Annotated in this window: 21 protein-coding genes and 1 tRNA gene; 12 read left to right on the top strand and 10 right to left on the bottom strand. The window is 65.2% G+C overall.

Annotation, left to right across the window (positions count from 1 at the left end; genetic code table 11):
• Nucleotides 1-399, bottom strand: a complete 399-nt coding sequence (locus J3E61_RS25340; RefSeq protein ID WP_192723745.1) for a cobalamin-dependent protein — start codon at nucleotides 397-399, stop codon at nucleotides 1-3.
• Nucleotides 400-1977, bottom strand: a complete 1578-nt coding sequence (locus J3E61_RS25335) for a methylmalonyl-CoA mutase (protein ID WP_192723746.1) — start codon at nucleotides 1975-1977, stop codon at nucleotides 400-402.
• A gap of 188 nt (nucleotides 1978-2165) precedes the next feature.
• Here J3E61_RS25335 and J3E61_RS25330 point away from each other — a divergent pair, with 188 nt between their 5' ends.
• The 6 genes from J3E61_RS25330 to J3E61_RS25305 are packed head-to-tail and all read left to right on the top strand — an operon-like array spanning nucleotide 2166 to nucleotide 10059.
• Entirely contained in the window at nucleotides 2166-2987 is an 822-nt protein-coding gene (locus tag J3E61_RS25330; protein WP_210085719.1) for an NAD(P)-dependent oxidoreductase, read from the top strand.
• On the top strand, nucleotides 2984-4477 hold the full coding sequence (locus J3E61_RS25325) for a long-chain fatty acid--CoA ligase (RefSeq protein WP_210085718.1): 1494 nt from the start codon (nucleotides 2984-2986) through the stop codon (nucleotides 4475-4477). The genes J3E61_RS25330 and J3E61_RS25325 overlap by 4 nt, the downstream gene beginning before the upstream one ends.
• Complete coding sequence (locus J3E61_RS25320; protein ID WP_210085717.1) at nucleotides 4474-4776, top strand: hypothetical protein; 303 nt, start codon at nucleotides 4474-4476, stop codon at nucleotides 4774-4776. The genes J3E61_RS25325 and J3E61_RS25320 overlap by 4 nt, the downstream gene beginning before the upstream one ends.
• 12 nt (nucleotides 4777-4788) lie before the next feature.
• Nucleotides 4789-6237: an adenylate/guanylate cyclase domain-containing protein gene (locus J3E61_RS25315; RefSeq protein ID WP_210085716.1), complete on the top strand. Its 1449-nt coding sequence runs from the start codon at nucleotides 4789-4791 to the stop codon at nucleotides 6235-6237.
• A 46-nt stretch (nucleotides 6238-6283) separates the two neighbouring features.
• On the top strand, nucleotides 6284-7621 hold the full coding sequence (locus J3E61_RS25310; RefSeq protein ID WP_210085715.1) for an MFS transporter: 1338 nt from the start codon (nucleotides 6284-6286) through the stop codon (nucleotides 7619-7621).
• Between the two features lie 59 nt (nucleotides 7622-7680).
• A complete protein-coding gene (locus J3E61_RS25305; protein ID WP_210085714.1) occupies nucleotides 7681-10059 on the top strand; it encodes a flippase-like domain-containing protein in 2379 nt (792 codons plus the stop codon).
• On the opposite strand, the gene modA is transcribed toward J3E61_RS25305, so the two are convergent.
• From modA to J3E61_RS25290, 3 genes are read right to left on the bottom strand one after another with little or no spacing between them, the layout of a single operon-like run.
• Entirely contained in the window at nucleotides 10056-10808 is a 753-nt protein-coding gene (modA, locus tag J3E61_RS25300; RefSeq protein WP_210085713.1) for a molybdate ABC transporter substrate-binding protein, read from the bottom strand. The two genes, J3E61_RS25305 and modA, sit on opposite strands and share 4 nt — an antisense overlap.
• Nucleotides 10805-11212, bottom strand: coding sequence for a TOBE domain-containing protein (locus J3E61_RS25295; RefSeq protein WP_210085712.1), 408 nt, complete (start codon nucleotides 11210-11212; stop codon nucleotides 10805-10807). The genes modA and J3E61_RS25295 overlap by 4 nt, the downstream gene beginning before the upstream one ends.
• Nucleotides 11213-11270: 58 nt before the next feature.
• A complete protein-coding gene (locus J3E61_RS25290; RefSeq protein ID WP_192723755.1) occupies nucleotides 11271-12533 on the bottom strand; it encodes an amidohydrolase family protein in 1263 nt (420 codons plus the stop codon).
• Nucleotides 12534-12559: 26 nt separating this feature from the next.
• Between J3E61_RS25290 and J3E61_RS25285 the strand changes: the two genes are divergently transcribed.
• Nucleotides 12560-13423 (top strand): helix-turn-helix transcriptional regulator, encoded by an 864-nt coding sequence (locus tag J3E61_RS25285; RefSeq protein ID WP_210085711.1) that lies wholly within the window; start codon nucleotides 12560-12562, stop codon nucleotides 13421-13423.
• Between the two features lie 17 nt (nucleotides 13424-13440).
• The gene (locus J3E61_RS25280; RefSeq protein ID WP_192723757.1) at nucleotides 13441-13656 is read left to right on the top strand and encodes a hypothetical protein; all 216 of its coding nucleotides are present in this window, start codon (nucleotides 13441-13443) and stop codon (nucleotides 13654-13656) included.
• On the opposite strand, the gene J3E61_RS25275 is transcribed toward J3E61_RS25280, so the two are convergent.
• Nucleotides 13649-14278 carry a TetR family transcriptional regulator gene (locus J3E61_RS25275; RefSeq protein ID WP_192723758.1) on the bottom strand — a complete coding sequence of 210 codons (630 nt, stop codon included), beginning with the start codon at nucleotides 14276-14278 and terminating at the stop codon, nucleotides 13649-13651. The genes J3E61_RS25280 and J3E61_RS25275 overlap by 8 nt on opposite strands.
• 89 nt (nucleotides 14279-14367) lie before the next feature.
• Between J3E61_RS25275 and J3E61_RS25270 the strand changes: the two genes are divergently transcribed.
• Nucleotides 14368-14640, top strand: coding sequence for a WhiB family transcriptional regulator (locus J3E61_RS25270; protein ID WP_210085710.1), 273 nt, complete (start codon nucleotides 14368-14370; stop codon nucleotides 14638-14640).
• A gap of 77 nt (nucleotides 14641-14717) precedes the next feature.
• On the opposite strand, the gene J3E61_RS25265 is transcribed toward J3E61_RS25270, so the two are convergent.
• Nucleotides 14718-14802, bottom strand: a tRNA-Leu gene (locus J3E61_RS25265).
• Nucleotides 14803-14838: 36 nt separating this feature from the next.
• Between J3E61_RS25265 and J3E61_RS25260 the strand changes: the two genes are divergently transcribed.
• The 3 genes from J3E61_RS25260 to J3E61_RS25250 are packed head-to-tail and all read left to right on the top strand — an operon-like array spanning nucleotide 14839 to nucleotide 16766.
• Entirely contained in the window at nucleotides 14839-15213 is a 375-nt protein-coding gene (locus J3E61_RS25260; protein WP_210085709.1) for a hypothetical protein, read from the top strand.
• Nucleotides 15210-15548, top strand: coding sequence for a DUF3817 domain-containing protein (locus J3E61_RS25255; RefSeq protein ID WP_192723761.1), 339 nt, complete (start codon nucleotides 15210-15212; stop codon nucleotides 15546-15548). Before J3E61_RS25260 ends, J3E61_RS25255 begins: the two co-directional genes overlap by 4 nt.
• A 51-nt stretch (nucleotides 15549-15599) precedes the next feature.
• The gene (locus J3E61_RS25250; RefSeq protein ID WP_210086686.1) at nucleotides 15600-16766 is read left to right on the top strand and encodes an acyltransferase; all 1167 of its coding nucleotides are present in this window, start codon (nucleotides 15600-15602) and stop codon (nucleotides 16764-16766) included.
• On the opposite strand, the gene rdgB is transcribed toward J3E61_RS25250, so the two are convergent.
• Genes rdgB through J3E61_RS25235 form a run of 3 tightly spaced genes read right to left on the bottom strand, consistent with a single transcriptional unit; the run spans nucleotide 16678 to nucleotide 18865 of the window.
• Nucleotides 16678-17280 carry an RdgB/HAM1 family non-canonical purine NTP pyrophosphatase gene (gene rdgB / locus J3E61_RS25245; protein ID WP_210086685.1) on the bottom strand — a complete coding sequence of 201 codons (603 nt, stop codon included), beginning with the start codon at nucleotides 17278-17280 and terminating at the stop codon, nucleotides 16678-16680. The genes J3E61_RS25250 and rdgB overlap by 89 nt on opposite strands.
• Nucleotides 17277-18059, bottom strand: a complete 783-nt coding sequence (gene rph / locus J3E61_RS25240) for a ribonuclease PH (protein ID WP_192723762.1) — start codon at nucleotides 18057-18059, stop codon at nucleotides 17277-17279. Before rph ends, rdgB begins: the two co-directional genes overlap by 4 nt.
• Nucleotides 18060-18091: 32 nt before the next feature.
• Entirely contained in the window at nucleotides 18092-18865 is a 774-nt protein-coding gene (locus tag J3E61_RS25235) for an MBL fold metallo-hydrolase (protein WP_192723763.1), read from the bottom strand.
• Nucleotides 18866-18884: the final 19 nt, after the last annotated feature.

Below are 18884 nucleotides of genomic sequence, written 5' to 3'. Positions count from 1 at the left end.
TCAGTCCACCTTCTCCGATGTCAGCTTGCGCACCTCTGCGACGAGAACGTCCAGCGCTGTGCCGGTGGGAAAGACCGCTGCCGCGCCGGCATCCAAGAGTTTCGGGACGTCGCCCTGCGGGATGGTGCCGCCGACGACAACGGCGATGTCACCTGCGTCTGCGGCCCGTAAGGCTTCCACCGTGCGCGTCGTCAGCGCGACGTGCGCTCCGGACAGGATCGAAAGGCCAACCAGCGCAACGTCCTCCTGCAGCGCGATCGACACGATGTCCTCGATGCGCTGACGGATGCCGGTGTAGATGACCTCGAAACCGGCGTCGCGCAACGTGCGCGCGACGATCTTCGCGCCTCGGTCGTGACCGTCGAGGCCCGGTTTTGCGACAAGAACACGAACGGCCATCTAGAACACCACCGGTTGCTGGAACTCGCCCCACACGGCCTTGAGAGCCGAGACCATCTCACCGACAGTGCAATAGACATTGGCGCAGTCGATCAGCTTGTGCATCAAATTGTCATCGCCTTCCGCCGATCGCGACAGCGCGGCCAGCGCATCGGCCACCGCCGCCGGATCGCGCTCCGCTTTGACCTTGGACAGCCGCTTGAGTTGAAGATCGCGGCCCTCGGCATCCAGTTCATAGGTCGCGATCTCCGGTGGCGGTTCGTCGGCGACGAACTTGTTGACGCCCACGACCGGGCGCTCGCCGGACTCGATCTCCTGGTGGATCTTGAACGCCTCGTCGGCGATCAGGCCCTGCAGATAGCCGTCCTCGATGGCGCGCACCATGCCGCCATGGTTCTCGAGATCAGCCATGATCTCGACGATCTTCGCTTCGGTGGCATCGGTGAGCGCCTCGACGAAGTACGACCCGCCCAGCGGGTCGGCCACCTTCGTCACCCCGGTCTCAAAGGCCAAGATCTGCTGCGTGCGCAGCGCCAGCGTCGCCGACTCCTCACTGGGTAGCGCGAACGGCTCATCCCAGGCGGCGGTGAACATCGACTGCACCCCGCCCAGCACCGCGGCCATCGCCTCATACGCCACCCGCACGAGGTTGTTCTGGGCCTGCGGCGCATACAAAGACGCCCCGCCGGCCACACAGCCGAACCGGAACATCGACGCCTTGTCCGTGGTGGCACCGTAGCGCTCACGCACGATCGTGGCCCAGCGCCGGCGACCCGCCCGGTACTTGGCGATCTCCTCGAAGAAATCCCCATGGGTGTAGAAGAAGAACGAAATCTGCGGCGCGAACTGGTCGATGCTCATCCGGCCGCGCTCCACCACGGTGTCGCAATAGGTGACGCCGTCGGCGAGCGTGAAGGCCATCTCCTGCACCGCATTGGCGCCCGCGTCCCGAAAGTGCGCACCGGCCACCGAGATCGCGTTGAACTTGGGGACCTCGGCCGCACAGAACTCGATCGTGTCGGCGATCAACCGCAGCGAGGGCTCCGGCGGCCAGATCCAGGTGCCGCGCGAGGCGTACTCCTTGAGGATGTCGTTCTGGATGGTGCCGGTGAGCTTGGCCCGCGGCACACCCTTCTTCTCCGCGGCCGCAACATAGAAGGCCAAGAGGATCGCCGCCGTGCCGTTGATCGTGAAACTGGTGCTGATCGCGTCCAACGGGATGCCGTCGAACAGGATCTCGGCGTCGGCCAGCGTGTCCACCGCGACACCGACGCGGCCGACCTCCTCCCCGTACTCGGGATCGTCGGAGTCATACCCGCACTGCGTCGGCAGATCCAGCGCCACCGACAACCCCGTGCCGCCCTGATCCAACAGATAGCGATAACGGCGGTTGGATTCCTCGGCGGTCCCGAAGCCCGAATACTGCCGAAACGTCCACGTCTTACCGCGATACCCGCTGGCGAAGTTGCCCCGGGTGAACGGATAGGTACCCGGCGCAGGCGGATCGCCCGCGCGGTCGGCCGGTCCGTACACCGGCTCCAGCGGGATCCCGGAGGGGGTCTGTACTGGGTCGTTCATCAATGGATAACGTACTTGCAAAAAATGAGAATGCCAATACCGCTCTGTGGAAACATGCACTGGGCGCGGGGCGCGGAAGCGGGCTTCGCACCGGCGAAGGGCCGGTACACAGCGATTATGAGACTTGCTTAGAATGAGAATGCCAATTCCAATCGGGTAGCATCCCGGTGAGGCACCCGAGGAGGCCCATGTCCACCTTCACTGACCGCACGCTCGTCGTCTCGGGCGGCAGTCGCGGCATCGGGCTGGCGATCGCAATCGGTGCCGCCAAGCAGGGCGCCAACGTCGTGCTGCTGGCCAAGACCGCCGAACCGCACCCCAAGCTGCCGGGCACCGTGCACACCGCCGTCGCCGACGTCGAGGCCGCCGGCGGCAAGGGCGTCGCGGTGGTGGGCGATGTCCGCAAGGAGGAGGACGTGCAGCGCGCCGTTGACACCGCGGTCGAGCACTTCGGCGGCGTCGACATCGTGATCAACAACGCCAGCGCGATCGCCACCGAGCCGACGGAACAGCTGTCCGCCAAGAAGTTCGACCTGATGATGGACATCAATGTCCGGGGCACGTTCCTGCTGACGAAAGCTGCGCTGCCGCACCTGCGTAAGTCGGCGAACGCGCATGTCGTGACGCTGGCGCCGCCGCTGAACATGAATCCCTACTGGCTGGGCGCGCACCCGTCCTACACGCTGTCGAAGTACGGGATGACGCTGCTGTCGCTGGGCTGGGCCGCCGAGTATGCCGATACCGGCATCGGGTTCTCCTGCCTGTGGCCGGAGACGTATATCGCGACGTCGGCGGTGGCCAACCTCGCCGAGGGCAAGCTGATGTCGTCGTCGCGCACCCCGGACATCATGGGCGATGCCGCGGTCGAGATCCTGTCGCGCGCTCCTGCCGACGTGAACGGCAAATGTTTCATCGACTCTGCGGTGCTGGCCGAAGCCGGCGTCACCGACCTTTCCAGCTACGGCGGCGGTGACGATCCCATCCTTGATATCTTCGTCGACAAGCCATGAGTATTTCGTTGCTGCTGGAGATGGCAGCGTCGTCGAATCCGGACCGCACCGCGGTGGTTTCCGGCGAGATCCGGCTGACCACAAGTGAACTGAGCGACCTCGCTGACGGCGGGGCCGGCGTCATCGCTGCCTCAGGTGCCCAGCACGCGGCATATGTCGGTACCGGTGGGGCGATGCTGCCGCTGCTGTTGTTCTCCTCGGCACGCGCAGGGGTCGCGTTCACGCCGCTGAACTACCGGCTAAGCGAGGACGGCCTGCGCCAACTGATCGACCGGTTGCCGACGCCGCTGGTGATCGCCGACGACGAATACCGCGATGTCGTCGCGGGCGCAGGTAAGCAGGTCCTCAGCTCCGACGAGTTCATCGACGCGGCCCGAACCGCAGAACCCGCCGCCGAATTCGCCGACCCTGACGACGTCGGCGTGGTCCTTTTCACTTCCGGCACCACATCGAAGCCCAAAGCCGTTGAGCTGACGCACAACAACCTGACCAGTTACATCACCGGCACCGTCGAGTTCGATTCCGCTGAACCTTCCGATGCCGCCCTGATCTGCGTGCCGCCGTATCACATCGCGGGAGTCAGCGCAGCGCTGTCGAATCTCTACGCGGGCCGAAAGATGGTCTATCTGCAGCAGTTCGACGCCAACGAGTGGGTACGCCTGGTGCGCGACGAGGGTGTCACATCGGCCACCGTCGTACCGACCATGCTGGACCGCATCGTTTCGGTGCTCGAGACCGAACCGGTCGCCCTTCCGACCCTGCGCAACCTGGCCTATGGCGGCTCGAAGGTGGCACTTCCCTTGGTACGCAAGGCACTTGGCCTGTTGCCCGCCGTCGGCTTCGTCAACGCCTACGGCCTCACCGAGACCAGTTCGACCATCGCGGTGCTCACCCCCGACGATCATCGGGAGGCGCTGGCCGCAGCCGACGAAGCGGTCGCTCGTCGGCTGGGATCGGTCGGTCAACCGGTGCCCAGTATCGAGGTGCAGATCCGCGGCGAAGACGGCAGCGTACTCGGGCCGGGTGAAACCGGAGAGCTGTTCGTGCGCGGCGAGCAGGTTTCGGGCCGCTACACGGACATCGGTTCGGTGCTCGATGCCGACGGCTGGTTCCCCACCAAAGACGTTGCGATGCTTGACGAAGGCGGCTACCTGTTCATCGGGGGTCGATCCGACGACACGATCATCCGCGGCGGCGAGAACATCGCGCCCGCCGAGATCGAGGACGTCCTCGTCGAGCATCCCTCGGTACGCGACTGTGTGGTCGTCGGTCCCGAGGATCCCGAATGGGGCCAGATCATCGTCGCTGTCGTGGTTCCCGCTTCGGGCGCCGCACCTGACCCTGACGAACTGCGCGACCATGTGCGCGCGCAACTACGTGGATCTCGCACACCCGATCGGGTGGTGTTCCGCGACGAACTGCCGACGAACGCGACCGGCAAGGTGCTGCGCCGCGAACTGGTCGACGAATTCCAAAGGAGTCGAACATGATCAAGAACGGCACCCGGCTGCAAAGCCAGGTCTGCGACACCCAGGTGATCGTTGTGCGCAGCGCCGACAGCCTCGACGACTTGCGTGCCGGCGGCGTGCCGATGGTGCCGCTCGACGCCGAAAAGTCAGCCGACGCCAACTTGGACCCCGACTTTGCCGACGGCAACGTGATGGGCAAGCGCTACGTCGACGAGAACGGTGCCGAGGTGCTTGTCACCAAGGCCGGCGCTGGCACGCTGAGCATCGGTACCACCGCGCTGAATCTGAAGGAAGCCAAGCCGCTACCTGCCAGCGACTGACACTATGGGCCGATGAGGCCACGCAGCCTGGTCGTTCGATATGCGGCAGGCCTTGCGTTCGCCTACCTGCTGTCGGCTGCTGAGGTCGTCGCGATCGTCATCTCGGTCAGCCGAGAAACGGTCCTCGAAGCACAATCGGTCCTGAACGTCACGAATCTGATCGCGACCGCCGCGATCATCGTCGTCGGAACCTTCTCGGTCGGGCTGAGCGGCGTGGCATTGGTAGCTCGTGCACTCGGCCGCGCTGCGAATCCGCCAAAGACGCCCAACATCACCAGGCGGCAGTCCGCAATTCTGTTGACGCCGTGGGTCCTCGCAGCCGCGGTGATGATTCCCCTGAACGTCGACGCGGGCCTACGTGTGCTGATCCTGATTGTTTCAGCGATCATGTTCGGTTCCACCGCGACCGTATGCACCGGGTTCCTGTTCACCCAGCGTGCTCTGCGCGCGTTGATGGTTGCCGCCACATGGGATTTGGAGCATGCGGAGCGAGCGCCTGGCGTTCGTGCCCGTTTGATATTGATGTGGACGATGTGTTCGGCGCTCCCGGGCGCCGGGATAGTCGTGCTGGTGATGTTGCGGGCCAATGGCTGGATCATTCAGCGCGACGCGCCAATTGAGGTGCCGGTGTTGGTGCTCGCATTGGTCGCCGTGGTGCTGGGCATGCGCGCGATGATTCTGGTCGCGTCGTCGATTTCGGATCCGATCCGCGATGTCGTCGACGCAATGGCGGAGGTCGAACGCGGCCATCTCGGCGACAAAATCGAGGTGTATGAACGATCCGAACTCGGCCAACTACAGAGCGGGTTCAACCGCATGGTGGCGGGTCTGCAGGAACGCGACCGGTTGCGGGATCTGTTCGGCAGGCACGTCGGTGAAGAAGTCGTCCGTCGCGCGATCGAGGAACACGAGTCGGTATCGGAAGACGAGCGCGAGGTCGCGATCCTGTTCATCGATCTGGTCGGCTCAACGCAACTGGCGACGAAGCGTGAACCGCATCAAGTGGCCGCCGTGCTCAACGACTTCTTCCGTATCGTGGTCGCGCAGGTGGACAAGCGCGAGGGCTTGATCAACAAGTTCCAGGGCGATGCCGCGCTGGCGGTGTTCGGCGCACCGCTGCACATCGACGATCCGGCGACCGCAGCCTTGGCCACGGCGCGCGCTTTGGCCGAGGAATTGCGGCTGCTTCTCGTCGACTTCGGAATCGGGGTATCCGCCGGGCCGGTCTTCGCGGGCAACATCGGAGCGGAAAACCGCTATGAATACACGGTTGTCGGCGACGCGGTCAACGAGGCCGCACGGCTGGCCGACCGGGCCAAGGACTTCGAGAGCCGGGTGTTGTGTTCGAGCGCCGCGATCGAGCGCGCCGATCAGGCCGAGCAGAGGTGCTGGAAGCTTCAGGGCTCGGAGATGCTGCGCGGGCGATCAGAACTCACGCAGATCTCGGTTCCCGTTCGGTAATCGCCAACTTGCGTTAGTTGCCCGGCCCGAACGGGAATGCAAGGGCATGTCGCCTGACGTCCGCACAAACGAGACCGGCCGCGCCGACCCGGGCCCCGAAGCCGTGCGTAGAGCGGTTCGCGGCGCGTCGATCGGCAACCTGGTGGAGTGGTACGACTTCGCGGTCTATGGCTTCCTAGCGACCTACATCGCACAGAAGTTCTTCCCGCCCGGCAACGAGACCACGGCACTGCTCAACACTTTCGCGATCTTCGCGGCTGCGTTCTTCATGCGACCGCTCGGCGGATTCTTCTTCGGGCCGCTCGCTGACCGGATCGGCCGCCAACGGGTCCTGGCCCTTGTCATCTTGCTGATGTCGGGCTCGACATTCGTCATCGGTCTCGTTCCCAGCTACGCCGTCATCGGCGTGGCGGCACCACTGCTGTTGCTGCTGCTGCGCTGCATCCAAGGCTTTTCGGCGGGCGGCGAGTACGGCAGCGGCGCATGTTTCCTGGCCGAGTACGCACCCGACAAGCATCGCGGGTTCGTGGTGTCGTTCCTGGTTTGGTCTGTAATCGTCGGATTCCTATTGGGATCGCTCACCGTCACCGGCCTCGAAGCGGTGCTTTCCGACGCCGCGATGGACCACTACGGCTGGCGGATTCCGTTCCTGATCGCCGGCGTACTGGGTGTGGTAGGCCTCTACATCCGGCTGCGACTCGAGGACACACCGGATTTCGAGGCGCTGCGTGAGGGCGGAGAGGTGTCCGCCTCGCCGCTCAAAGAAGCGATCTCCTCGTCGTGGCGGCCGATCCTCCAGATCGCCGGACTCGTAGTGATTCACAACGTCGGTTTCTACGTCGTGTTCACTTTCCTGCCGAGCTACTTCACAAAGACCCTGGGCTTCACCAAGGTGGACGCCTTCGTCTCCATCGCCGTGGCCAGCCTCGTCGCGATCGTTCTGATCCCGCCCCTTGGCGCGCTGTCAGACCGGATCGGGCGCAAACCTCTGCTCATCACGGGGGCGGTCGGATTCGCAGTATTTGCCTATCCCCTTTTCCTGCTGCTGAATACCGGCAACTTGGCCGCGGCGATCACCGCTCACGCCTGCCTGTCGGCGATCGAGTCGGTGTTCGTTTCCGCGTCGCTGGCGGCCGGCGCCGAACTGTTCGCCACCAGGGTGCGCTCCAGCGGCTATTCCATCGGCTACAACCTCTCCGTAGCGGTGTTCGGCGGGACGGCGCCGTATGTCGCCACCTGGCTGGTGGCTCGCACCGGCAACGACGTCGCGCCCGCCTACTACGTCATCGCCGCGGCTATCGTCTCGCTCGTCACCCTGCTCACCATGCGCGAAACCGCAGGCCGTCCGCTGCGGCAACTGGTATCCGTGGACGCCTCTAGGTGAACACTCGCAGTTCGTCGCAATAACACCGGCGCGCCGCCGACATGCAAAGATGCTGGGACATGCGGGTCGACGGGCGGGACATCACCGTTTCGGGCAGCTTGCTGCAACCGCTCACCCGGCGTACGAACGACATCCTGCGACTGGCCCTTGCAACGGTGTTCCTGGCTGCCGTCGTCACAAGCTCGCTGATCACCCGCTACGAATGGGTGACGCTCGAGAAGTCCATCTCCGAGATCGTCGGCGTGCTGACACCCACCCAGTCGAATCTGGTGTATCTGGTGTACGGCCTTGCGATCCTGGCGCTGCCGTTCGCGATCCTGATCGGGTTGATCGTCTCTCGGCAGTGGAAGCTGCTTGCCGCGTATGCCGCCGCGGCGTTCCTGGCGTTCATTTCACTGTCGATCACCGGCAACGGCATCTCCGCGCCGCGATGGCATTTCGACTTGTCTGACCGGTTGGACACGCTCCTTTCGCAGTTCCTCGACGACCCGCGATGGATCGCGATGCTGGCCGCCGTGCTGACGGTTTCCGGGCCGTGGCTGCCCGCCCGGTGGCGGCGGTGGTGGTGGGCGCTGCTGCTCGCCTTTGTGCCGATTCACCTCGTGGTCAGCGCGGTGGTGCCGGCACGGTCGCTGCTCGGTCTGGCGGTCGGTTGGTTCGTCGGCGCATTGGTGGTGCTTGTGGTCGGGACGCCCGCACTCGAAGTGCCGCTCGACGGCGCGGTGCGCGCGCTGGCCCGGCGCGACTTCTTGCCGTCGACGCTGACCGTGGTGCGCCCCGCCGGCCGTGGACCGTTGCTGCTGTCCGCCAAGTCCGACGAGCCCGACGCGGTGGCCGTCGTCGAGATGTATGGCCCAAATCAGCGCAGCGGCGGGTTCATCCGCCAGTTCTGGCGTTGGCTGCGGTTGCGCAACCGCGAGACGGCGCCACTGCAGCCCTCCATGCGGCGCGCGGTCGAGCATCGCGCGTTGATGGCCATCGCGATCGGCGATCTGGGCGTCGCGAGCACGTCGACACTGGCGATGGCGCCGCTCGACCGCGGTTGGACGCTGTACGCACACACTCCGCCATCGGGTACCCCGATCACCGATTGCCGCGACGACAACGACGCGGTCACGCGGGTGTGGGAATCGCTTCGCACCCTGCACAACTGCCAGATCTCCCACGGCGACCTTCGCGGTAAGGAGATCAGGATCGACGGCGGCACCGCGCGCTTCGGCGGATTCGGCAGCGCCGAATTCGGCGCGACGGACGAACAGCTACAGGCAGATGTCGCCCAGTTGCTCGTGACGACGACCGACTTGTACGGCGCTGAGCCCGCGGTCACCGCGGCCGTCGACGTCTTCGGCAAGGGCCCCGTGTTGAGGGCGTCGCGACGACTGACCAAGTCCGCCATGCCAAGTCGCGTCCGCAAGTCGGTTGGCGATGTAGGCGCGGTGATGTCGGCCGCGCGTGACGAGGTGAAGCGTCAGACCGGGGCCGATCAGATCAAGTCCGAGACCATCACGAGGTTTACCCGCAGTCAGGTCGTCCGGCTGGTCTTGCTCGTCGCGCTGGTGTACGTCGCCTACCCGTTCATCAGCACGGTGCCCGCGTTCGTCTCCGCGCTGAAGACAGCGAACTGGTGGTGGGCGCTGCTGGGCCTCGCGGTTTCGGCGACGACGTATGTCGGTGCGGCAGCGGCCTTGTGGGCCTGCGCCGACGGGCTGGTCAGCTTCAAGAACCTCACCATCATGCAGGTGGCCAACACGTTCGCAGCGACCACCACACCTGCCGGCGTCGGAGGCCTGGCGTTGTCCACGCGGTTTCTGCAGAAAGGCGGTCTCGGCGCGCTGCGTGCGACCGCGGCCGTCGCACTGCAACAGAGCGTGCAGGTCATCACCCACGTCGCGCTGCTGATCTTCTTCAGCGCCGTTGCGGGAGCCTCGGCCGATCTGAGGCACTTCGTCCCGTCCACCACGGTGTTGTATCTGATCGCAGGCGTGCTGCTCGGACTCGTCGGCACCTTTCTGTTCGTGCCGAAGCTGCGACGATGGTTGGCGACGGCGGTGCGGCCGCGCCTGGCGGAGGTGCTCGTCGACCTCGCGGAGTTGGCGCGCGAGCCCAAGCGCCTCGCGATCATCGTGTTGGGTTGTGCTGCAACCACTCTCGGCATGGCCCTGACGTTGTGGGCCAGCATCGAGGCGTTCGGCGGCACCACATCGTTTGTCACGGTGACAGTCGTGACGATGGTCGGTGGCACACTCGCGTCGGCGGCGCCCACTCCCGGTGGCGTCGGCGCCGTAGAGGCGGCGTTGATCGGCGGTCTTGCCGCGTTCAGCGTGCCCACCGCCATCGCGGTGCCGTCGGTGCTGCTCTACCGCGTGCTGACCTGCTGGCTGCCGGTGTTCCTCGGTTGGCCGATCATGCGATGGCTCACCGAAAAAGACATGATCTAGGGTTTGGTGAATCCCGCTGCGGTGAGGGTCTTTTGGCCCGCCTCACCCGTGACGAGGTCGACGAACTTGCGCGCCAGTTCCTGGCTCCTGGATTGTTTCAGCACCGCGATCGGATAAATGTTGACGGTGCCTGCGGCCTCGGGAAAGGGCACCTCGGCGACCTTGTCTCCCGCGCCTTTGGCGTCGGTGACGTACACGAGACCGGCATCGGCCTGCCCGGTTTCCACCTTGTTCAGCACATCGGTGACGGCCGACTCCTCGCTCACGGGGTTCAGCTTGACTCCGGTGGACTGTTCCACCTTCTGAGTCGCCGACCCACACGGCACCTGCGGCGCGCACACCACCACGTTGAGTCCTTGCCGCGTCAGGTCTTTGAACGAGGTGATCTTCTTCGGGTTGCCGGGTGCGACGGCAATGGTGAGCGTGTTGGAGGCGAAGTTGACCGGGTTGTCTGTCAGCAGACCCGCCTGTGCTGCCTTGTCCATGTTCTTGGTGTCGGCCGAGGCGAACACGTCGGCCTGTGCGCCCTGCGTCAGCTGGGTGACCAGATCCGACGAGCCCGCGAACGAGAATTCCACTGAGCTGCCGGGGTTTTCGCTCTTGAACCGCTCGCCGAGATCAGTGAAGGTCGTCTTCAGGGAGGCCGCGGCGAACACGACGATCTTTGTGTTCGAGGCCGCAGGCTGTTCGGTGGAGGTGCAGCCGCTGATCAGAAGTAGTGTCAGCGCCGCAGTCGCCAGTCGCCTCAAGATTGCCCTCCGGTGGTTTCGACGATCACGGTGGTGGCCTTGACGACGGCGACGGCGACGCTGCCCGGCTCGAGTCCCAATTCGCGAACCGCGTCCGCGCTCATCAGCGAGACGACGGTGAAAGGCCCGCACTGCATTTCGACCTGAGCCATCACTTTGTCGGCGATCACCCTGGTGACCAGTCCGGCGAAGCGGTTGCGCGCAGAGCTGGCGATGGTCAGTGGATCCTTCGGCGCCGCAGCCGCGTTCGCGCTCGCGAACTTGGCCAGCACGTCACCGGCGATGACCTTGCGGCCTGATTCGTCGAGTGTCGCCGTCAGACTGCCTTCGTCAATCCAGCGCCGCACGGTGTCGTCGCTGACACCCAACAGTTCGGCCGCCTCGCGCACACGAATGAATGCCACGGCGGCATCTTATCCGCGAATGCGTTCATAAGACCTACTTTGATCCGCAAATGCGGGTCTAGGCCTTGGCGAGCTGCTTCTGCTCGTACAGCCGAGCCCACTCCTTGCGCGGCCGGATCGACACGTCCACGTCGGCGCCTTTGGCGCGCAACGCTGCGACGTTCGCCTCCTCGCGCGGCGTGCGCGCGAACGGATCCCAACTGAAGAACCGGCAGGCGTTCTGCCACGTGATCTTGTCGATGTCGTTGTCGTCTGCGCCGGCGGCGTTGAGTTCGGCCAGCACCTGCTCGGGCGCGTCGGGCCAGAAGCAGTCGGAGTGCGGGTAGTCGCACTCCCACGCGATGATGTCGATGCCGATCTCGTGGCGCAGCTTCAGCGACGTCTTGTCGGTGACATAGCAGGCCAGCGAGTGCTCCCGGAACACGTCGCTGGGCAGCTTGTCGCCGAAGTCGCGACGCAGCCACTTCTGGTTGGTGTAGTGCCGGTCGCTGCGGTCCAGATAGAACGGGATCCAGCCGATGCCGCCCTCGGAGAACGCGAACTTCAAATCGGGATAGCTGCGCATTGCGGGGCCCCACAACAGATCCTGCGCACACATCGCCGAAATCTGGGTCGCGAGAATGATCATGTTGTCGATCGGGGCGTTGGGCGCCATGCTGATCGCCCCGAATCCGGTGCCGATGTGCAGACACATCACCACGTTCTCTTCCGACAATGTCCGGAACACCGGGCCCCAGTACTCGTCGTCGTGGTAGCTCGGAAGGCCTTCCAGGTGCGGCAGTTCCGGCATCGTGACAGCGCGGCAGCCCTTGGCGGCGACGCGGCGGATCTCGGCGCACATCGCTTCGGGATTCCACGTCGGCAGCACGGCGATCGGAATGAAGCGATCCGGGTAGCTGCCCGCCCATTCGTCGATGTGCCAGTCGTTGTAAGCCGACACCATCACCAGCGTGACCTCCTCGCGGTGCATGTTGAGGTGCCGGGCGGAGAAACCGGTGAAGGTCGGGAAGCACATCGAGGCGAGGATGCCGTTGCGGTTCATATCGCGAACGCGCTCGTGGACGTCGTACACACCGGGCCGCATCTCGGCGAAGCCGGCGGGGTCACGACCCCACTCCTCCGGAGGCCACGACACGACGGCATTGAGGCCGCTGACGCCTTGGGGTCGGCCCTGATACATCCATTGATCGACGCCCTTGTCGTCGGTGACGACGACCGGCGCCTCGGCCTTGTACTTGGCAGGCACGTGGTTGAGGAACATGTCGGGCGGTTCCACCACGTGGTCGTCGATGCTCACCAGGATCAGGTCGTCGGTCTGCATAGCTTCAAGTAGTACCGTCTAGCGGTGTGACCGTCTCTGCGCTTTCGGACAAGGTTTTAGCCGAATCGGCCAGTGGGCTCGACCTTTCCCACCACCCCACCCGCCGGGTCATCGAGTTGCGCCGCGGCGGGCGGGCCCTTGGCGGCAGTTACCTCTACGAGGGCGACGCGCTGATCACCGGTTGGCACTCGCACGAGGTGCATCAGATCGAGTACGCGATCGGCGGGGTCGTCGAGGTCGAGACGGCGTCGGCGCACTATCTGCTGCCACCGCAGCAGGCGGCGTGGATTCCGGCCGGACTTGAGCACCAGGCCACGATGAACCCGGATGTCCGAACGGTCGCGGTGATGTTCGACCGCGAGTTGGTCGGCGATGGCGGAGACCGCGCCCGCATCCTCGCGGTGTCACCCTTGATCCGGGAAATGATGATCTACGGCCTGCGGTGGCCGATCGACCGCCCGCAGGGCGACGCGGTTTCCGACGCCTTCTTCCGGACGCTGGCGAACTTGGTCGTCGAGGCACTCGATCATGAGGCGCCGCTGAGCCTGCCGACATCAGACAACCCGATCGTGGCGGCGGCTATGGCGTACACGAAGGAACATCTGGATTCGGTGACGGCGGCCGACGTCGGGCGCGCGGTGTCGGTGTCGGAACGGACATTGCGGCGCCTATTTCAGGACACTCTCGGATTGTCGTGGCGGACATACCTTTTGCATGCCCGGATGCTGCGAGCGATGGCCCTGCTGGCAGGGCCGGGGCAGTCGGTGCAGGAGACGTCGTCGGCCGTCGGCTTCGAGAGCCTGAGCGCATTCACGCGCGCATTCACGCAGTTCTGCGGGGAGACACCGACCACGTACCGGAAAAGGGTTGGGTTTCAACAGAGGCCGTAGCGGGCAATCTCTGCGCCATGAGCGAGGAGGGGATGGCCGAGGCCATCGCGACAACCGGGCTGTTTCTGAACGTCATCGCGGTGATCGCGGTTGCGGTCTGTCTGGCGAGCTGGGGGGCATCACATGTGGCGACGGCAGCCGTCGCGGGGGCGGTGGCCCTGGTCAGCTTCGGCGCCAGCATCGCATGCTTTCGCGCCCAGGCTGACGACGCGGAAGAGGTTGCCGTCAGCTGAGGGGCCGAAAAAGCCCGTCGCGCAACAACATGTTGACCGACTGCTGCCAACGTTCTAGTTGAGTCGGTGCGGTGAGCGGCTCGGGAAGCTGCCGCTCGATATGGCCGCGCATGATCATGGTGCCCAGCGCGAGCACAAGCGAGTTGAGAGCGCCCCACGTCACGTCGACTTCGGGACGCGTTTCGCCCCGCTCGGCTCGTTGGTTCCACCGGGCGATGCCGAACGCCGTGAGGGTGTCGAAGATCGCCGCACCCAGTGGGCTGCCGTCGATGAGCGCGCGGCCGACGTAGTCTGCGATCTCCGGATGATCGGCGACGATTCGGGTGACGCGGCTGCCCATCTCGGCGATCGAGTCGGCCGGCGGCGGTGGAATCGGTTGGGAGATGGTCGATATGACGACCCCCATAACGTGGTCGTCGACCGCTTGGATGAGGCCGGCCTTGTTGATGAAGTGGTGCTGGACCAGGCCGACGGAAACCCCTGCGGCTTCGGCGACGGTGCGCAAGGACGTCGACGAGGTCCCGTAGGTACCGAAGGTTTTCAGCGCCGCGTTGCGGATGCGCTCGATACTCGAGCGATCCTCCGCGGTAACCCCGCCAAGCTCCGACAACACAGAGTTCATTCATACACCTATGTGATATGCCCGCTCATTCGGCGCGGTCGACAATATGGCTGTATCGCCAATACAATATAGGCATATTGTCCGTTTAGGTGCGACTTTGGAAGGCAGACTCGGTGCTAGACGTCTTGTGTGCGCGCGATCCAGACCGATGGACGACGGTCGCCGACGAGGGCGCCAAGGAGTTGTGCCGGGCATGTCCACGACGCTGGCAGTGCGCTCAGGACGCGTGTGAGACGCCGGGCGCGCAGGGGGTGTGGGCGGGCGTCCTCATCCCCCCGGCGGGACGTGGACGGCGGTTCGCGCTGAAGCAATTGCGGTCTTTGGCGGAGCAGAACGGATATCCAGTCCGGAAGGCGGGCTGACCGGTCTCCCTAGGCATATGCCGTCCGCGGATTGTCATCAATTGTTGACAGCTCCTGGAAGAACACATCTCCAGAGATGGTGCGCGAGGGGGGACTCGAACCCCCACGTCCGAAGACACGGGTACCTAAAACCCGGGCGTCTGCCAATTCCGCCACTCGCGCGTGAGCGTCCCAAGAGTAGCGCGGTACCGTTGAACGGTGTCCACTACACGGCGTAGGAGACCAGCGCTGATCGCGTTGGTCGTCGTCGCCGCCGCTGGTTGCCTGGCCCTGGCTTGGTGGCAGTGGACCCGCTTCGAGTCGGCCTCTGGCACATTTCAAAACCTCGGCTACGCCCTGCAATGGCCGCTGTTCGCCGGGTTCTGCTTTTATGCCTATTACAAGTTCGTCCGCTACGAGGACGCGCCACCCGAGCCGCGAAAGCACGACACCGTGACCGAGATCCCATCCGGACTCCTGCCCGAAAGACCCAAGGCCGCAACGCCTTCCGACGACAACGACCCCACCCTCCACGAGTACAACGCCTACCTTGCCGAGCTCGCCGACAAAGACAAGGAAAGAAAGACACCATGACCGAAGCCCCCACGCCGACCACGGTCGAGTCAATCCGCAAGGCGCTGTTGGCATACCGCGTCATGGCCTGGACAACCGGCGTTTGGCTCATCGCCTTGTGCTACGAGATCTACATCCGCTACGTGGTCAAAGTCGACAATCCCCCGACCTGGATCGGCGTCGTGCACGGCTGGGTGTACTTCATCTATCTGATCGCCACCGCGAATCTCGCGGTCAAGGTGCGCTGGCCGATCGCCAAGACCATCGGAGTGCTGCTGGCAGGCACCATCCCGCTTGTCGGCATCATCGTCGAAAACATTCAGACACGAAACATCAAGTCGCAGTTCGGGTTCTAAAGGCACCGACACCGCATCGGTACACTCGATGCAGTGTCAGCCAACCCCGGGGTGTGCTGTAACCGCACCCCGACGAGCGGTGTGACAGCGGCCACTTCCCCATCCCGTGTTCCCGCTCTGACGGGCCTGCGCGCCGTCGCGGCGCTGCTCGTCGTCGGCACTCACGCCGCCTTCGCAACCGGCAAGCTCACCCACGGCTACGTCGGAGCCGTCTATGCCCACCTCGAAGTCGGCGTCGCGATCTTCTTCGTCCTCACCGGGTTCCTGTTGTTCCGGCCATGGGTGCGCGCGGCAGCGGCAGGCTCAGCGCCACCCGACCTGACCCGATACGCGCGGCACCGGTTCCGCCGCATCCTGCCCGGCTACGTGCTGACAGTGTTGACGGTCTTCGCGCTGTACACCGTTTTCACTCCCGGTCCCAACCCGGGACAGACGTGGTACGGCTTGCTGCGTTATCTCACGTTCACGCAGATCTACACCGACGACTACCTCATCACGCTGTTGCACACGGGCCTGTCGCAGACGTGGAGCCTGGCCGTGGAGGTTTCCTTCTACGCGGTGCTCCCCGGTCTTGCCTACCTGCTGCTGCGCTGCGGTTGGCGACCGTGGCGCACCCTGGCCGCCCTCGCGGCGCTCGCCGCGATCACACCGCTCTGGCTCCTGGTCACCGACGCCGAATTCCTGCCGAACTCCGCCGGGATGTGGCTGCCCGCCCACCTCGCATGGTTCGTGGGCGGCATGGCGTTGGCCGTTCTCGAAGTCGCCGGTGCCCGCTGCAGAGCCAACGCCGCGATCAGCCTGGCGGTCGTTCTCTACCTGGCCGTCTCGACGACGGACACCGCATCTGCTCCGGTAGTCAAGGCGCTGGCATACGCCGCCATCGCGACGCTCGTGGTGGCACCGATAGCACTCAACGAGTCGGGTTGGTACACAAAGCTTCTGAGCACGCGGCCGATGGTCTGGCTGGGCGAGATCTCCTACGAGATCTTCCTGTTGCACGTGCCGATCATGGCGGTGACAACATATCTGGTATTGCGGTGGCCGTTGTTCACCGGCTCACTGCCAGGTCTTGTTGCCGCGACGCTGACCCTGACGATTCCGGCAGCATGGATGCTGCACCGGTACACCGTCAGCCGGACGCCAACTGTCGCAGCGCCGGAAGCAATGCCGACAGTGCGCGGCCCCGGTGTGACACCGAGTCCTTCTCCTCGGCACTGAGTTCCGCCGCGGTGCGATACCAGCCCTGCGGCAGGAAAACCGGGTCGTAGCCGAAGCCATTCGCGCCGCGTGGCTCGCGCGCAATGTCGCCCGGCCACCGCCCGCGCACCACGAGCTCCCGCGACTCGGACACCAACGCGCACGCCGATACGAACGCCGCTCCTCGCCGGGAGTCCGGCACGTCGGCCAGCTGGGCCAGTAGCAGTGCGGTGTTGGCTGCGTCATCGCCGTGCCGCCCCGACCACCGCGCCGACAACACGCCGGGCATCCCGTTCAACGCATCGACTTCCAGCCCCGAATCGTCTGCGACCGACGGCAGCCCCGAAGCGCGGAACGCGTCGCGCGCCTTGGCCAATGCGTTCTCCTCGAACGTCGCACCCGTCTCGGGAGCCTCGTCGAACGGCGCGACGTCCTCCAACGACAGGAGCGTCAGCGCGACTCCGGCGCTGTCGAGCACGCGTCGCAGTTCGGCCAGCTTCTTGTGGTTGCGGCTGGCAACCAGGAGTTCGGTCAGCTTCCGAACGCCTTCTTCGTCGGCTCTGCAGACTCGGGCAACACACCGGGATACGGCAACTCCAACGCCTCGCGCTGAATCGCGAACAACTGCTCACACGCCACCATGGCCGCGTCGAGCATCTTGTCCAGGGTCGTGCGCGGGAACGTCGCGCCCTCGCCTGTGCCCTGGATCTCGACCAGCGTGCCGGTGTCCGTCGCGACGACGTTCATGTCGACCTCGGCCCGCGAGTCCTCGGAGTACGGCAGGTCCACCCGGACGCGCCCGTCGACGACGCCGACACTCACAGCGGCGATCGCGCACGACAGCGGCCGCGGATCCGACAGTCGGCCCGCCGCGCCCAGGTACGTCACCGCATCGGCCAGCGCTACGTATGCACCGGTGATCGCCGCGGTTCGGGTGCCACCGTCGGCCTGCAATACGTCGCAGTCGAGTGCGATCGTGTTCTCGCCGAGCGCCGCCAGGTCGATGCACGCCCGCAACGACCGGCCGACCAGCCGGCTGATCTCCTGCGTGCGCCCGCCGACGCGGCCCTTGACCGACTCCCGGTCCGAGCGCTCGTGGGTGGCCGCGGGCAGCATCGCGTACTCGGCCGTCAACCAGCCAAGGCCGGAGCCCTTACGCCAGCGCGGCACGCCCTCGGTCACGCTCGCCGTGCACATCACCCTGGTCTGACCGAACTCCACCAAAACCGATCCGGCGGGGTGCGAGGTGAAACCACGGGTGATGCGGACCGGACGAAGCTCGTCGTCGAGTCGGCCGTCTTCTCGTCTGGACACGGGCCAACCCTAACCGGTCGCCCCGACGGCAATCAGGAGCGAGTGACGTCGAACGCCTCGTTGCACACCACCGCGTGCACGGGCCCGTCGAACTCCGCCTTCGCCTCGCTGATGACGTCCTCGCGCGATGTCCACGGTGGAATGTGGGTCAGCAACAGCTCGCGGACGCCGGCCTGCTTGGCGGCGCGGCCCGCCTCGGTGCCCGACAGATGCAACTTCGGCGGGCGCGACGCATCGTGCGTCCACGACGCCTCGCACAGGAACACATCGGCGTCGCGAGCCAGGTCGATCAGCTGATCGCAATAGCCGGTGTCGCCGCTGTAAACGAGCGTCGCGCCAGAGGGGTCACTGATGCGCAGTCCGTAGGACTCCGTCGGATGGCACACCAACTTGGGCACGATCGAAAGCGAGCCGATCTGCACCGCTTCGTTGTCGACCCAATGCCGGATGTCGAAGATGTCTGAGAAGTCGTCGATCTCGCCGCCCTCGGGCGAGGACGCCGCACCCAGCCGAGCCCACGTGTTGGCCGGGCCGTACATCAGGCCGCGCTCGGCGGCGGGCGTCGGGTGATACCGCCGCCAAACGAAAAGGCCGGGCAGGTCCAGGCAGTGGTCGGCATGCAGGTGCGACAGCAATACGTGCACCGCGTTGGGATCGGCGTGGCGCTGCAGGGCGCCGAGCACACCACCACCGAAATCGATCACCATAGGCGGGGTGTCAGGGGCGGTCAGAAGGTACCCCGAGGCTGGCGAATCTGGCCCGACAACACTGCCGGAGCAACCGAGTACGGTGATTCGCACGCTCACTAGCTTGCCATGCCCGCTA

Source organism: Mycobacterium sp. OAE908 (assembly GCF_017872775.1).
Classification (GTDB): domain Bacteria; phylum Actinomycetota; class Actinomycetes; order Mycobacteriales; family Mycobacteriaceae; genus Mycobacterium.
This window is presented reverse-complemented; position numbering and strand designations above follow the sequence as displayed.